General features: G+C 74.6%; 9 protein-coding genes. 3 read left to right on the forward strand and 6 right to left on the reverse strand.

Annotated elements, in window-relative coordinates; genetic code table 11:
- Window positions 1–36: 36 nt before the first annotated feature.
- From AB0C21_RS28245 to AB0C21_RS28270, 6 genes are all read right to left on the reverse strand, one after another.
- Complete coding sequence (locus AB0C21_RS28245) at window positions 37–1,473, reverse strand: cytochrome P450 (RefSeq protein WP_500208259.1); 1,437 nt, start codon at window positions 1,471–1,473, stop codon at window positions 37–39.
- The gene (locus AB0C21_RS28250) at window positions 1,470–1,982 is read right to left on the reverse strand and encodes a flavin reductase family protein (protein ID WP_500208260.1); all 513 of its coding nucleotides are present in this window, start codon (window positions 1,980–1,982) and stop codon (window positions 1,470–1,472) included. The genes AB0C21_RS28245 and AB0C21_RS28250 overlap by 4 nt, the downstream gene beginning before the upstream one ends.
- A complete protein-coding gene (locus tag AB0C21_RS28255) occupies window positions 1,979–2,434 on the reverse strand; it encodes an acyl-CoA thioesterase (protein WP_132197926.1) in 456 nt (151 codons plus the stop codon). The genes AB0C21_RS28250 and AB0C21_RS28255 overlap by 4 nt, the downstream gene beginning before the upstream one ends.
- A gap of 27 nt (window positions 2,435–2,461) precedes the next feature.
- Complete coding sequence (locus tag AB0C21_RS28260; protein WP_500208261.1) at window positions 2,462–8,296, reverse strand: type I polyketide synthase; 5,835 nt, start codon at window positions 8,294–8,296, stop codon at window positions 2,462–2,464.
- A gap of 75 nt (window positions 8,297–8,371) precedes the next feature.
- The gene (locus AB0C21_RS28265; RefSeq protein ID WP_500208262.1) at window positions 8,372–9,355 is read right to left on the reverse strand and encodes a DUF1702 family protein; all 984 of its coding nucleotides are present in this window, start codon (window positions 9,353–9,355) and stop codon (window positions 8,372–8,374) included.
- 105 nt (window positions 9,356–9,460) lie between these two features.
- Window positions 9,461–10,447 carry a DUF1702 family protein gene (locus AB0C21_RS28270; RefSeq protein WP_500208263.1) on the reverse strand — a complete coding sequence of 329 codons (987 nt, stop codon included), beginning with the start codon at window positions 10,445–10,447 and terminating at the stop codon, window positions 9,461–9,463.
- A 303-nt stretch (window positions 10,448–10,750) separates the two neighbouring features.
- Here AB0C21_RS28270 and AB0C21_RS28275 point away from each other — a divergent pair, with 303 nt between their 5' ends.
- The 3 genes from AB0C21_RS28275 to rfbC all read left to right on the forward strand — a co-directional run bounded on the left by AB0C21_RS28275 (window position 10,751) and on the right by rfbC (window position 15,267).
- Window positions 10,751–12,394: an acyl-CoA carboxylase subunit beta gene (locus AB0C21_RS28275; protein WP_500208264.1), complete on the forward strand. Its 1,644-nt coding sequence runs from the start codon at window positions 10,751–10,753 to the stop codon at window positions 12,392–12,394.
- 126 nt (window positions 12,395–12,520) lie between these two features.
- Complete coding sequence (locus AB0C21_RS28280) at window positions 12,521–14,158, forward strand: MFS transporter (RefSeq protein WP_500208265.1); 1,638 nt, start codon at window positions 12,521–12,523, stop codon at window positions 14,156–14,158.
- Between the two features lie 524 nt (window positions 14,159–14,682).
- Entirely contained in the window at window positions 14,683–15,267 is a 585-nt protein-coding gene (rfbC, locus tag AB0C21_RS28285) for a dTDP-4-dehydrorhamnose 3,5-epimerase (RefSeq protein WP_500208267.1), read from the forward strand.
- The last annotated feature ends 127 nt before the right edge of the window (window positions 15,268–15,394 follow it).

Genomic DNA, 15,394 nt, shown 5'->3' on the forward strand with positions numbered 1-15,394 from the left:
GGCGCGCCGGACCCGCCGCGAAGGGCGGGCAGGGCGTCATCGGCCGCCGGACTCGACGGGACGGACGTTCATCGGTAGGCCGCCGCGCATCCGCAGCGACAGCATCGGCTCGGGGACGACCCGGTGCCCCGGGGGCACCGAGAGCCGCAGGTCGCGGGCGATCAGCGCCAGGACGAACGTGGCCTCCAGCATCCCCAGATGGTTGCCGACGCAGAACCGGGGCCCGGCGCCGAACGGGATGTAGGCGTACCGCGGGCGGGCGGTGGCGTTCCCGGGCGCGAACCGCTCGGGCTCGAACCGCTCCGGGTCGTGCCAGAAGGCCGGGTTGCGGTGCAGCGTGTACGGCGAGATCAGCACGTCCGCCCCGGCGGGGACGTGGTAGCCGCCCACCTCGTCCGCCGCCTGCGCGGTCCGGGTGAGGATCCACACGGGCGGGTAGAGCCGCATGACCTCCTCGAGGACCATGCCCGTGTAGGTCAGGCGGTGCAGGTCCGCGTACTCGGGCAGCCGGTCGCCGAGGACGGCGACGGCCTCCTCGTGCAGCCGCCGCGCCACGTCCGGGTGCCGGTCGATCAGGTACAGCGACCAGCCGAGGGTGCTGGCCGTCGTCTCGTGCCCGGCGAGCAGCAGCGTGATCAGCTCGTCGTGCAGCCGGCGGCGGGCGGCCTCCGGGTCGGCGGCCGAGCGGGCCGCCGCGATGAGCAGCGCGAGCGCGTCGTCGCCGTCCGCGCCGCGCGCCGTCCGCTCGGCGACCAGCCGGTCCACGACCCGGGCCAGCTCGGCGCGGGCGCGCCGGAACCGCAGCTGCTTGGGCAGCGGCGTCCACGGCGGCACGGCGCTGAGCGTCACCATGTCGAACATCGCCTGGTCCTGGACGGCCTCGAACGCCTCGCCGATGCCGCCGTGGGCGCTGAGGTCGGCGTCCAGGAGGGTCCGGCCGAGGACGCCGAGCGTGAGGCCGGTCAGCTCGCCCATCAGCTCGACCGGGCCGCGCCCGGCGTGCTCGCGGAGCCGCCGGACGAGGCCGGCGGCCTCCTCGGCGACGGCGCCGGCCTGCGCGGCGATGCGGGACTGCCGGAACGCGGGCTGCACGGTGCGGCGCTGCGCGCGCCACCGCTCGCCCTCGCTGGTGAGCAGCCCGTCCCCGAGGGCGCGGCGGGCCTGGGCGAGGCCGATGCCCTTGTGGTAGTTGCCCGCGTTGTCGGCGAGGACGCGCTTGGCGTGCCGGGGGTGGTTGAAGATGTAGAGCGTCTTGGGCCCGGCCGCCACCCGGACGGCGTCCCCGTACTGGGTGGTCGCGTCCATCATCAGGCCGAGCCGGTCCCGGACGAGCTTGGCGAAGATGCCCGGCATGGCCCGCCGCGGCGGGCCCGGCGGCGTCCGCCGCCCGCCGGTCGCGGCGTCCGGCTCGGCGGCCACGCCCGCCCCCGCCGCCTCCGGCGCGGGGACGGCCTCCCGCTCCGCCGCGCTCATGCCGTCACCTCCGTGCGCTCGGGGCGCAGCGGGTGGAATCGCCCGTCGAAGAACAGCAGGGCGCCGTCGTCGTCGCGGCGGGCCATCGACAGCAGCCGGGCGGTGAAGATGGTGTGGTCGCCGCCGTCGTAGCGGCGCCACACCTCGCACTCGAACCCGGCGAGCGCGCCCGTGATCAGCGGCACCCCGGTCAGCGCGCCGGGATGCCAGTCGACGGCGTCGAACTGCGCGGCGCCGAGCGCCCGCGCCGGGTCGGCGAAGTGCCGGGCCACCGCCTGCTGCCCGGCGCCGAGCACCGACACGCCGAACTGGTCGCCGGTGAGCAGGTTGCGGTGCATGTTGGCGCCCCGCCCCACGCACACCAGGATCAGCGGCGGGTCCAGCGACACCGAGGTGAAGGAGTTCGCGGTCATCCCGTGCGGGCGGGGCCCGCCGACCGTCACGACGGTCACGCCGGTCGCGTACGCGCCGAGGGCGCGCCGCAGCCCCGCGGGATCGAGGGCGCTCACGCCGTCCTCCCCGCCTCGGCGAGGCCCGCGGTGTAGGGCTGCAGCGCCCGGCCGAGGGCCTCGGGGATGCGGGCGGGGGCCGTCCGGCCGTTGGGGCCGCGCATGCAGGCGACCCGCTGCCGCCCGCGCGCCACGAGGGTCTCGGCGCCGCCGCCGTCCAGCCGGACGTAGTCGAACCCGAACTCCAGCTGGGTCTGCGCGAGCTCCAGGAGCCGCATCCGGATCGAGACCTCGTCGAAGGCGGTGATCTCCGCGAAGAACTCGCAGTCGACCCGGAGGGTGAACAGCTTCAGGTCGGCGTTCAGGTCGTCCAGGACCGCGGGGGCCCGCTGCTTGAGGAACATCTCCCGGCACCGCCCCTGCCAGCGCAGGTAGTTGACGTAGTAGACGTTCCCGACGAGGTTGGTCTCCTCGAAACCGACCGTGTGCAGGTACTCGAAGTAGTTGCCCATGGGTGTGCTGCGACCGCCCTTCTCGGGTCACGCGCGGCCGGTGGCGACCGGCCGGCTCAGGACTGCGAACACGACCGGCTCCGGGACGTCCCGCAGGGTCGTGGCGAACGTGGCGACGCGCAGGTCGCCGGAGGCCAGCACCACCCACCCGGGGCGGGCGGGCGGCAGCAGCGTCAGCGGCGCCGTGGCGGGCAGCCCCGCCTTCTGCAGGCACTCGCGGGCGGCCCAGATCCGGGTGCCGGCGGTGCCGGTGTCGGAGTCCTGCTCCGCGGCGACCAGGTCGAGCAGCGGGCGGTGCGGACCGAGCAGGCCGTCCCATTCGGAATCCGGGCGGGGGACGGCCCGCTCGGCGTCGCAGCCGAGCGGACCCGGCGCGGCGACGGCGAGGGTCAGGCCGGGGCCGTGCGCGGCGGACACCGCGACCTCGCCGTCCGGGCCGCCGGAGCCGGCGTCCAGCTCGGGCCGGCCGTCGGGCCGGTGGCGCAGGGCGGCCGGGCGGCCCAGCGCCCGGCTCACCGCGAGCGCGGACCGCTCGCGGCGGTCGCCCTCGCCCCGCCCGTCGCCCGGTCCGTCGCCCGGGGCCGGGCCGGGTTCGAGGCCGACCGCGACACGGATCCCGGCGACGTCCGCGAGGGTGCGCTCCAGGTGGGCGGCGAGCAGCGGCACCGCCCACGGCCCGGTGCCGTCGGACCTGCGGACGGCCCGCAGCCGCAGCCCCTCCCAGCGCTCGACGACGGCGCCGGCGGCGTCCCGGACCGCGATGTCGTAGGTGTAGGTGTCGCCGTCCTGCTCGCGTTCGACGGCGCAGTACCGGAGCGTCCCGGTCAGCCTCTCCCCGCCCGGGTGGACGCGGTCGACCGCGACCGGCAGGAGGGTCGCGTCGGGGACGCAGACCTGGTTGCCGTGCATCAGCGCGTCCCGCAGCCCCGGGTCGCCGAGCAGCAGCGCCTCCGGGAGGTATCCGGCGAACCAGTCGGCCGGTCGGGCGGCCACGTCGGCGTCGACGTGCCGGGCGGCGGCGCGGTGGTAGCGGCGCAGCCGGTGGAACCGCTTTCCCTGGAACAGCACGCCGCCGTACAGGTCGCCGGCGGGGGCGAGGGGGACCTCCGGCAGCCCGTCCGGCACCTGGGCGGGCGGCCCGCCGGCCGGGGCGCCGGCGCCGTAGCGCAGCCGCGCCCGGAAGTGGTCGGCGGCGAAGCCGGTCTCCGCGCTGCGGATCGCGACCTCGACGGTGTCGTCGCCGGTGGCGACCGCCGCGATGCGGACGGCGGTGGACCCGTCCGGCGGCACCACGACGGGCCGCAGGAACGCGGCGTCCTCGACGACGGGCGTCGTCTCGTTCCCGGTGACGGCGCGGGCGACCTGCGCCATCGCCTCGATCCCGAACACCGCGGGGAACAGCATGTTCCCGTCGAGCAGGTGGTCGGGCAGGTACCGGTCGGTGCCGGCGCCGAGCTCGACCTCGGTGACCAGCTCGACGCCCGGGTAGTGGACGAGGACGCGGTCGACGAAGCGCAGCAGCGGCAGCTCGGCGCGGTCCCGGCGGACGGTGTCCACGCGTCCGGTCCGGCCGCTGACGACCACCACCGGGGGCGCGTCCGGGTCGGCGACGAGCCGGCGCATCAGCGCCACGCCCTCGTCGGGGCCGATCGGGGTGATCCCGTCGCGGGCGAGCGATTCCACGACGGACAGCCGCTCCCCCATGCCGACGCCGGACCAGACCGACCACTCCAGGCACAGGCACCGGCAGTCGGGGTGCCGCTCGGCGAACTCGCGGGTCAGGTGGGCCATCCAGTCGTTGGCGACGGCGTAGTGCGCCTCGCCGGGGAGCCCGCTGCGGCCGATGATGCTGCCGAAGGCGACCAGCAGCCGCAGCGCCCCGGGGTCGACGGCTCCGAGCACCGCCCGCAGGCCGCCCGTCTTCGGGGCGATGGCGCCGTGGAAGGCGGCCGCGTCGAGGTTGGGCAGGGCGGCGGGCTCGTTGCGGCCCGCGCCGTGCAGCACCCCGGTGACCGGGCCGAGCATCTCGCCGATCTCCGCGACGGCGGCCTCGACCTGCGCGGCGTCGGTCACGTCGGCGCGGACGTAGTGGACCCGCGCCCCGGAGTCCGCCATGCGCCGCAGGTTCGCGGCCAGTGCGGCGTCGCCGTCCGGGTCGGAGCGGCCGAGGACGCCGAGCGCGGCGCCGGTGTCGGCGGCGACGGCGAGGGCGCACTCGGCGGTGATGCCCTTGCCGCCGCCCGTGACGAGCAGGACGTCCTCCGGGCCGAGCGGCTGCTCCTGTCGGGCGGGGGTCACCGGCATCGGCCGCAGCGTCGGGACGAGGCGGCGCCCCTCGTCGTCGTGCACGGCCTCGCTGAAGCCCGTGGTTGCGGCGACCTCGGCGACGACGCGGTCCACAGCGCCGGACCCGGCGGGCAGGTCGACGACGGTGACGCGGAGCCGGGGGGCCTCCAGGCGCAGCGTCCTGGCGAGCCCGGCGGCGCCCCGCCCCCGCCCGGTCAGCACGAACCGGGTCGCGGCGCCGTCGGCGAGCGCGGCGTGCGCGCCGTCCAGCGCGAGGCGCAGCGCGTCCTCGTCGCAGTCGGGCGGCAGGCACACCAGGACGCCGGTGCCGACACGGGCCCGCTGCAGCGCCTGCCGTAGCGCGTCCGCGAACGGATGGCCGGGGGGCGCGAACAGCGTCCAGGGGCCGTCGTCCTCGGGCTGGGCGGGCGGCGGAACCGGGACCGGGTCGAGGTCGACGGTGAACGCGCGCGCCCACGCGGCGGCGCCCTCGACCACCGGCGCGGCGGACGCGCCGGACGCGGTCTCGGCGAGGGTGTCGAGGGCGTCGGCCAGCTCGCCGAGCGAGGCGGTCGCGAAGTTCGCGGCGGTCTGCGCCGGGGGCAGGTTCAGCAGCAGCGCCGCCTGGTTCATCAGCTGGCCGACGGTGATCGAGGACAGGTGCAGGTCGTCGAGCAGCCTGCTGTCGTCGCGCACGAGCTCGGCGGGCAGCTCGGCGCGCTCGGCGGCCAGGCGGCGCAGCAGTTCGACGCTGGACTCCCCGCCGGCCACGGCCGCCGCGGCGTCTCCGCTCGGACCGCCGTCGCCCGCGCCGTCCGGGCCCGGGACGGACGTCTCGGCGGCCACGTCGAGGCTGAGCTCCGGCGCCGCCTCGCACGGGCTGGCCAGGAAGTCGAACTCGGCGCCGATCTCCAGCGGCCGGACCAGCCGCCCCCGGAACAGCGCCGCGGTGTCGACGGGCGCACCGGACACGAACGCCGCGGCGGCGACGCGCAGCAGCGAGGCCAGCGACTCGTCGTCGGTGTCGAGCGCGACGGCGGGGGTGCCGGTGATGCCGGCGACCAGCCCGGTCAGCACCCGGCCCGGCCCGACCTCGACGAACAGGTCGGCGTCCTTGGCGGCCAGCTGCAGCGCCTGGCTGAACAGGACCGGTTCGGTGATCTGCCGGCGCAGCAGCTCCCGGACGTCGGTGCGGGAGGGCAGCGGCTCCCCGGTGACGGTGGACACGATGCGCCGCTCGACGTCGCCGAACCGCTCCTCCGCCAGCCCGTCGACGAACGCGCCCGCCGCGGGCGCGACCAGCGGCGAGTGGAACGCGTGCGAGACGGCGAGGCCGGTCCAGGGCAGGCCCGCGTCGGCGGCGCGCCGCCCGGCCTCGCGCACCGCGTCGTCCGGTCCGGCGATCACCGTCTGGGCGGGGCCGTTGTACCCGGCGATGACGACGGGCAGGCCGGTGACGAGGTCGGCGACCCGCTCGGGCGGCGCGCTGACGCTCGCCATCGTCCCGGACGCGCTGTGCTCGGCCATGGTCCGGCCCCGCAGCGCGGTCACCCGGAGCAGGGCCTCGTCGTCGAGCGCGCCCGCCCAGTGCAGCGCGGCGATCTCGCCGAGGCTGTGCCCGACCGCGACCACGGCGTGCACGCCGAGCGACTCCAGCACGCGCAGCCCGGCCATGGACCCGGTGGCGATCCGGGGCTGGGCGACGGCCGTCGCGGTGACGTCCCCGGCCGACGGGAGCGCCGCCCTCAGGTAGACGTCCTCGGCCTCGGCGAAGCGGCGGCGCATCGCCCCGCCGCTCGTGCCGCGCCCCGACCCCTGCCCGGGGAACAGGAACCCGACCTTGGCGGGCCGGGCGACCCGGCCGAGGAAGGACGTCCCGGCCGGGGTGAGCCGGGAGGTCTCCCCCGCGTCCAGCGCGTCGACGAGGCGGCGGATGCGCTCCGCAGCCTCCTGCGGGGAGGAGGCGACCACCGCGGCGCGCGCGGAACCGCCGGTGAGCCGGGACTGCAGCACGGCACCGAGGTCCGACAGCTGCGCATAGGACAGCGACGACACCCAGTCGGCCAGCCCCGCGAGGCGGTCGCGCAGCTCGCCGGGCGTGTCGGCGTCGAACAGGAGCAGCTCGGCGTCCTGCGCCGAGCGCACCAGGGCGTCGGACGCGGCGGAGGCGGGCGCGGAGCGGCGCCGGCCGGTGCCCTCGACGACCAGGTGCGTGTTGATGCCGCCGAACCCCATGGCGGTGACGCCCGCGCGGAGCGGCGCGTCGTCCGGCCACGGCTCCGCCCGGCGCAGCACCCGCAGCGCGGCGTCCTCGGCGGCGAGGACGGGGTGCGGGTCGACGCAGCCGACGGTCGGCGGCACCATGCCCTCGCGCACCGCCATCACCGCCTTGACGAACCCGGCGATCCCGGCGGCGGCCTTGGTGTGGCCGATCATCCCCTTGACGGACCCGATCGCGGCCGGCGCGGCGCCGCCGCCCGCCTCGGCCCGCGCCTCCGACAGCGCGGTCAGCTCGGTGGCGTCGCCGACCGCCGTGCCGGTGCCGTGCCCCTCGAAGAACGCCACGGTGTCGATGCCGAACCCTGCCCGCTCGTAGGCGCGGCGCAGCGCCAGCCGGTAGCCGTGCTTCTCGGGCCGGGTGATGCCGCCCTTGCCGTCGGACGACACGCCCCACCCGGCGACCACCGCGTAGGGCTCCCGGCCGTACCGGCGCGCGTCCTCCTCGCGGACCAGCACGACCATCCCGCAGCCCTCGCCCGGCCAGAAGCCGTTGGACCCGCGGTCGTACAGCCGCATCTCACCCTTGGCCAGCGCGCCGGTCTTGGCGAACCCGACGATCTCGAACGGGTCCAGCGACAGGTCCACGCCGCCCGCGACGGCGGCGTCCAGCTCCCCGTCGAGCAGGGCGCGGCAGGCCGTCACGACCGACAGCAGCGAGGACGAGCACGCGCCGTCCACCGTGTAGCCGCCGCCCTTGAGGTCGAAGTGGTTGCAGATCCGGCCGGCGATCGTGTTGGACAGCCCTCCGGCGAGGGTGTCCTCGTTCACCGCCGGGAACGGCGCCTTGTAGCGGCGCTCCAGCCCGGCCAGGAACTCGGCGAGGTCCTCGTCCGCCCAGCCCTGGTCGCGCAGCGCGGCGGCGACCGTCCGGCGGACGTACGGCCAGCGCACCCGCATCAGGTTCGCGCGGGAGAACTCCCCGGTCAGCGTGTTGCCCACGATCACGCCGGTGCGCTCGCCGGGCAGTCCCTCCGCGCCGGAGAACCCGGCGTCGGCGAGGGCCCGCTCGGCGGTGTCGAGGGCGAGCCAGTGGGTCAGGTCCGTCGACCGGAACGTGCTCCCGGCGATCTTGTGCCGGACCCGGTCGAACTCGTAGCCCTCCAGGACGGCGGCGTTGCGGGCGTAGAACCGGTCGGGCGCGGCGGGATCGGCGTCCCAGTAGTCCGCCAGCCGCATGCGGACGTCGGGCAGCCGCCGGAAGGCGCGCCGTCCGGCCAGTGCGTTCTCCCAGAGTTGCGTCGGCGAGGTGGCGTCCGGGTAGCGGCACGCCATGCCGATGACGGCGATCCTGCTCATTCGGGGGCAGCCTTCTTTCAGCGGTCGCCGGCACGCGGCAGGAGCGAAACCGGCGCGGTGGTCGTGGAGTAGGGGTCAGTCCTGACCGGGGACGAGCGCCGCGGCGATGTCGCGCCGCCACGCCTCGTAGGCGGGGACCTCCGCGCGGGCGTCCGCCGCGGGGTCCGCGGGCCGCGCCGGCATCCGCTCGGTGCAGACCCGCGCCGCCTCCTGCGGCGTCGTGGAGCAGAGCACCTCGGTGGCGAGCTCGACGTGCGGGACGAGCAGGTCGGCGCGCAGCCGGGCCTCGGCGGCGAACGCGCAGCCCTGGGCGAGCTCCGGGCGGTACCGGCCGGCCCGCTCCCGGAGCACGCGCAGCTCCTTCTCGTCGGCGCCGCCCGCGTAGCCGGCGGCGAGTCCGGCGCCGGAGTACAGGTCGCCGCGGCGGTCCTCGGCGAACGCCTCGATCCGGTCGGCGACCAGGCGCGGGTCGGTGCCGCAGACGAACCACAGGGCCCGGCCGATCCCCTGGTCGACGGCACGGCCGGCGTAGGGTGCGCCGTGGACGGGCCAGGACACCGGGTCCACGGCCTGCCCGTCGACGTACCGTCCGGTGCGGAAGTACGCCTGGTGGAAGCCGTAGCCGTCCAGCGCCAGCCAGCGCAGCAGCGGGTCCGGGGCGGCGAGCCTCGACCGCCGGAACCCGGGCAGCCGGGCCGCGGCCCAGCCGACGCCCACGTAGACCATGTAGACGTGGTCGCGCCCGGCGCCGTCGAGGAACTCGGCGACCCGCCGGTTCCCGCCGCCGGGGAGGCCGTCCAGCATCGCGAGCCCCATCGCGGCGCCCTCGTAGGCGAACCCGCGGAACCGGGTCGGGACGTCCGCGAGTTCCGCGGCGACCTCGCCCGTGGAGGGGACACGGGTCGCGGCCGCGTAGCCGGTGAGGAATGTGCGGCCGATGGTCTCCAGCACGGCCTGGGATTCGTAGTCCTTGACCCTGAAACCGCGCACCGACATTTTCGTGGCCGAAATGCTCGGGGTCAGGATCCTGCTGCGGAGCCTTCTCAGTGAACCATTCAATTCAGCACCTGGATTCGCCGGTTCGTTTGATTCCAGAATTGGCCGGTCCGGCGGGCGCCGTCCACTCCGGTCGTGCTCAGGGGCGGGCGCGGCACCCGGGCACCGCTAATCCCGAGGCAGGCGCGGGCCGAGCCGGTCGCGCACGTTCGCGCGCCAGAGCTCGTACGCGGGCTCGCCCTGCGCGTCCGGGTCCACGGCGGCGTCGTCGGCGAGCCGGTCGGCCGCCTCGGCCGTCAGGCCCGTGATCGCCCGCAGCGCCTCGCGGGTGTGGCCGGGCACGAACCCGGCGTGGCAGCGCGCCTTCGCGGCGAACACGGCGCCCTGCGCGAGCGCGGCAGCGTGCTCGCCGGCGTGGCCGCGCAGGGCGGCGTAGCCGGCCGGGTCGCAACCGCCCGCGAAGGTCGCGGCGAGCCCGGCGCCGCTCCACAGGTCGGCGCGGCGCCGCTCGGCGAACCGTCCCACCGCGGCGGCGACGGCGTCCGGCGCACCCCCGTGGACGAACCACAGGGCGCGTCCGACGCCCTGGTCGAAGGCGCGCGGGAAGTAGTCGGACCGGCCCAGCCAGGGGTAGGGCGCGGGCACTTCCTGCGCGTCCACCCAGCGGCGGGTGTCGAAGTAGGCGCGGTCGAAGCCGAGCCCGTCCACGGCGAGCCAGCTCATCGTCGGGTGGTACGGCGACCCGGCGAGGTCGGGCAGGACCTTGCGCCACAGGACGCGCGGCAGCCGCGCCATCGCGAACCCGATCCCGATGTAGGCGAGGAAGATGTGCGGGCGCCCGGGTCCGAGCAGCAGGTCGCGGGTGCGGTGCCCGCGGCGCGGTCCCATCGCGTCCAGCACGGTGAACGCCATGGTCGCGCCCTCGTAGGCGAAGCCGCGCTGCTCCGGCGAGACCAGGGCGAGCCGCCGCTCGACCTCCCACTGGTCGCGGGCGTCGATGCCCCATTCGAAGCCGCAGACCACGGCCTGCGGTATCGCCTCCAGGGCGAGCACCCGCTCGGACGGGGTGACGGGGAAGCCGCGCTCGGCGAAGCCCACCTCAGCGAGGGACGGGGCCATGACGAGCCTGCGCAGCGAGCCGATGATCGTGGACATGGGGCACTCCTCAACGGCGGTGACGTCCACCGCAGTGTGCGCCGCGGCCCGCGCGCCCTTCATCTCCCGGTTTGCTGCCGCATCCGGCCCGACCGCCGGACGCGGGCGGCGCGGCGCGGCCTTTCCCCGCGGCCGGCCCTCGAATACCCGGCCAAATAAAATGACAGTGTTATTTTCTCTATTCCCGGCTTATCACGTTCCAACGGCAAAATCGGAGAAGACACGAGGATTGGCCTGCCGAACAATGGAGAGGTCGCACCCCGCCCCGGGAAATGGCGGGAACGCACCGAGGAAGGGGAGTTCGTGAGCGCATCCGAGGCCGACTTCGTTCCGGTTCCGGTACCGCGGCCGCGGCCGCGGCCGCGCGGCGCCCGCCTGCCCGCGGTGGTCGCCGAACCGGCCCCACGGTCGATGGCCGGGCTGCGGCGGGACCGCGACGAACTGCGCGCCGAGACCCTCGCCGGCCGCGCTCCGGCCGTCGAGCGCCAGCACGCGCTCGGCAAGCGGACCGCGCGGGAACGGCTCGATCTGCTGCTCGACCCCGGCTCGTTCATGGAAATGGGTATGTTCCGCCGCCGCTCCGAAGGCCCGGACGAACCGGCGGGCCCCCGCACCGACGGAGTGGTGACCGGATCCGGCACCGTCGACGGCCGCACGGTCTTCGTCTACTCGCAGGACTTCACGCTGTCCGGCGGGTCCCTCGGCGCCGCCCACGCCGCCAAGATCCACAAGGTGATGGACCTGGCGCTGGCGAACGGCGCGCCGCTCATCGGGCTGAACGACAGCGGCGGCGCCCGCATCCAGGAGGGCGTGCTGGCCCTCGACGGCTACGGCGGCATCTTCCGCCGCCAGGTCCGCGCGTCCGGCGTCATCCCGCAGATCAGCGTGGTGCTCGGCCCGTGCGCGGGCGGCGCCGCCTACTCCCCCGCCCTCGCCGACGTGACGTTCATGGTCCGCGGCACCGCGCAGATGTACCTGACCGGCCCGGACGTCGTCGAAGCGGTCAGCGGCCGGCGGGTCACCCACGCCGAGCTGGGCGGCGCCGAGGTGCACGGCGCCCGGTCCGGGGTGGCGACGTTCGTGCACGACGACGAGGAGAGCTGCCTGGACGACGTCCGGTACCTGCTGTCGCTGCTGCCGTCGAACTACCTGGAGCCGCCGCCCGCCGCGGCCGCGCGGAGCGCCGCGGCCGACGTGCGGCCGCGGCTGGCGGAGCTCGTCCCGGTCGAGCCGAACCGCCCGTACGACATGCGCGCCGTCATCGCCGAGATCGCCGACGACGGCGAGTTCATGGAGTTCCACGAGGGCTGGGCGGGCAACGTCATCTGCGCGCTGGCGCGCATCGACGGCGAGGTGGTGGGCCTGGTCGGCAACCAGCCGATGGTGCTGGCCGGCGTGCTGGACGCCGCGGCCTCCCAGAAGGCCGCCCGGTTCGTCCGTTTCTGCGATGCGTTCGGCGTCCCCCTGGTGACGCTCGTCGACGTGCCCGGGTTCCTGCCCGGCGTCGACCAGGAGCACGCGGGCGTCATCCGGCACGGCGCGAAGCTGCTGCACGCCTACTGCGAGGCGACGGTGCCGCGGATCCAGGTGATCCTGCGCAAGGCGTACGGCGGCGCGTACATCGTGATGGACTCCCGCTCGATCGGCGCCGACCTGTCGCTCGCCTGGCCCACCAACGAGATCGCGGTGATGGGCGCGGAGGCCGCCGTGAACGTCGTGCACCGCCGGGAACTCGCCGCCGCCGCCGACCCGGGCGCGCTGCGCGGCGTCCTGATGACCCGGTACGCCGAGCGCCTCACGCACCCGTACTTCGCGGCCGAGCACGGCCTCGTCGACGACGTCATCGACCCGGCCGACACGCGCGCCGCCCTCGCACGGGGCCTGGCTGCGCTGCGCGGCAAGCGGGAGATCGCGGAGCCGCGCAAGCACGCCAACATACCCCTCTAGGCACGGCAGGGCGCCCGGCTCCGCGGGGAGAGCAACCAAGAAGAAGACAGGCCGTCCCCGGCCTCACGAAAATCCTCTCCATCGGAGGCCCCCTCCGAAGCAGCCGACACTCGTGAGGACGCACTGATGCGAACACGGCCCGTGGGGGGTATCGCCTTCGCCCATCCCCCCGCCTTCTGGACCGGGTTCATCGCCTGCATCGCGGGCGTGGCCCTGCACCTGCCGATGTACCTCGACTCGGCGGACATGCACTACAACATGCGCGGCATGGAGATGGACGCCACCATGCTCACCGGGATGGCGCTCATCCTGGCCGGCATGGCCCTGACCGCCTATGGGCTCATCCCGCGCGGCCTCGCCGCCTCCCGGCTCGACGACGAGGTGCGCGTGCGCGCGGCGTACGACGCGCCGTTCCGGCCCGCCCACATCGGGCTGGTCGTCGTGATGACGACCGCGGTCACCATCGACGCGATGAAGCCGATCACCCTGTCGTTCGTGGCGCCGGGGATGGGCAAGGAGTACGGGCTCAAGTCGGCGCTGAACCCCGCCGGGCACTGGCCGGTGGCGCTGCTGCCGCTGTTCGGCCTGACCGGGACGGTGATCGGCTCGTTCCTGTGGGGCTGGCTCGGCGACCACATCGGGCGCCGCTCGTCCATCCTGCTGGCCGGCGTGATGTTCGTGACCACCGCGATCTGCGGGACGATGCCGTCGTTCGCGTGGAACCTGGCGATGTGCCTGCTGATGGGGCTCGCCGCGGGCGGCATGCTGCCCATCACGTTCTCGCTGCTGGCGGAGATGATCCCGGGCCGGCACCGCGGCTGGGTGATGGTGCTGATCGGCGGGAACCTGGCGCTGGCCTACATCTTCACCAGCTCGCTGTCCTCGGCGCTGGTGCCGCACTACTCGTGGCGGATCCTGTGGCTGCTGGGAATGCCGACGGGCGTGCTGCTGATCGCGCTGAACCACTGGATCCCCGAGTCGCCGCGGTTCCTGCTGGCGCACGGCCGCGAGGACGAGGCCCGCGCGATCATGACCCGGTACGGCGCGATCGAGGAGCACGTGCTGCCCGAGGCGGAGCCCGGTCCCACGGCCGGCCCGGTCGAGGAGCTCAAGAAGGCCGCACACGGCGCCGGTTTCACCCCGCTGTTCCGGCCGCCGTTCGCCGGGCTCAGCCTCGCGGTCGTGGTGCTGGGGCTGGGCATCGGGCTGGTGACCTACGGGTTCCAGCTCTGGATCCCGTCGAACCTGCAGAAGCTCGGTCTGGCCCAGAAGACCGCAGACGCGGCGCTCCGCGACTCCTCCCTACTGGGGCTTCCGCTGGTGTTCATCGCCGCCGCCATGTACGGGCTGTGGAGCGCCAAGAAGACGATCATCGTGCTGACCGCGCTGGTGACCGTGGCGCTGGCCGCCTTCTCGTTCTCCGGCGAGACCCTCGCCCACGACCGGACCTGGCTGTACGTCCTGCTGGCCGGCCCGATCGTCGGAACCGCCACGATCGCCGCGGTGCTGGCCGCCTACAGCTCGGAGATCTACCCGACGCGGATCCGCTCGCGCGGCTCCGGACTGTCGGCGGGCGTGGGCAAGCTCGGCGGCGTCGTCGTCACGATCGTCCTGGTGCTCGGCGCGACGGTCCCGTCCATCAACGCCACCGCGCTGCTCGGCGCGGTCCCGCTGCTGATCGCGGTCTTCGTCGTCGCGGTGTTCGGCGTCGAGACCCGCAGGCGGACTGTCAAGGCACCGGCCGTCCGCCCGGCCGAAACCTGAGGCGCACACCGTGCCCGGCCGGGAACACCCGGCCGGGCGCCGCCCTCCCTTCGATTCGCCCCCGACGTGGATCCCGACCTCACGCGCAACGTGGGCGATGGGGCGTGGGCCGTCCAAGACCATGCGGACGATCTCGCCCTTGCGCTCCTTGGTGAAATGCCGCCTCGCGCCCCCTGGGGCAGGACGCACAGCACCTTTTGACAGGGAGAGTGACCCTTTTTCATCCGTCCCGAGCGGGCACCGATCACAGCATGATCGCGATGCGGTCGTTCAGCGGGTGATGTGAAAAAACCCCGATAGACAGGTTGATCACCACAACCACCGCGTCCGGACCCCCGCGCGCCAAGCTCCGCGGACCCGGCGAACGCGCAAGCGCCCAACTCAAGGAGTGGAGGATCCCGCACCGGCGGGAGAAGGAAGACATCCGCCTCCTCGCCGACAAGAGCAACCGATTTCGCCATGCGGAACTGAGATCAATCTGCACATGGCGTTGATCAGGGCGCGTCGGCGGATAGACTTGTCTGGTGGATCCTCTGACGATTGAGGGCGCTTATCAGTTCACGCCCCGTGTGCAGTGGGACGACCGGGGCTCCTTTAACGAGTGGTTCCGGGAAGACCTGCTGGAACAAACCGGGTCTTCGTTCAGGCTGGCGCAGGCGAACTGCTCCACGTCGGCCAAGGGGGTGCTGCGGGGAATGCATTTCGCCGATGTCCCGCCGGGGCAAGCGAAATATGTGACCTGCGTGCGGGGCGCGATCCTCGATGTGGTCGTCGACCTGCGGGCCGGTTCCCCCTCGTTCGGGCGGCACGAGGCGGTGACACTGGACTCCGATAACCGATCCTGCGTCTATATCGCGGAGGGGCTGGGCCACGGCTTCATGGCGCTGACCGACGAAACCATGGTCTTGTATTTGTGCTCGGAACCGTACACTCCTCATCGGGAGCACGGCGTGCATCCGCTGGACGTCGATCTGGGTATCCAGTGGCCGGTGAACGTCCCCCCGGTGCTTTCTGCGAAGGACGCCGCCGCGCCGTCCCTGGCCGAGGTTCAGAAGGCGGGACTTCTCCCCGACTACCAAGTCTGCCTCGACTATCACGCCCAGCGCTGACTTGAACCGGGAAACCAGGAGGCCATCAGTTCCGGCCGGGCGGTGTGGAGGGCGTCCGGTGCTCAACTCCAGTCGCAGGTACCAGCCGCCGTGGCCGCGCTAGGCCGCCAACAGCGGGCACCTGCTG

This window comes from Spirillospora sp. NPDC049024 (assembly GCF_040649235.1).
Classification (GTDB): Bacteria; Actinomycetota; Actinomycetes; order Streptosporangiales; family Streptosporangiaceae; genus Spirillospora.

What these genes read in the sequence shown, in the direction of transcription:
- AB0C21_RS28245 (WP_500208259.1), bottom strand. Translation starts at nt 1,473, where the DNA reads ATGAGCGCGGCGGAGCGGGAGGCCGTCCCCGCGCCGGAGGCGGCGGGG.
- AB0C21_RS28255 (WP_132197926.1), bottom strand. Translation starts at nt 2,434, where the DNA reads ATGGGCAACTACTTCGAGTACCTGCACACGGTCGGTTTCGAGGAGACC.
- AB0C21_RS28260 (WP_500208261.1), bottom strand. Translation starts at nt 8,296, where the DNA reads ATGAGCAGGATCGCCGTCATCGGCATGGCGTGCCGCTACCCGGACGCC.
- AB0C21_RS28270 (WP_500208263.1), bottom strand. Translation starts at nt 10,447, where the DNA reads ATGTCCACGATCATCGGCTCGCTGCGCAGGCTCGTCATGGCCCCGTCC.
- AB0C21_RS28280 (WP_500208265.1), top strand. Translation starts at nt 12,521, where the DNA reads ATGCGAACACGGCCCGTGGGGGGTATCGCCTTCGCCCATCCCCCCGCC.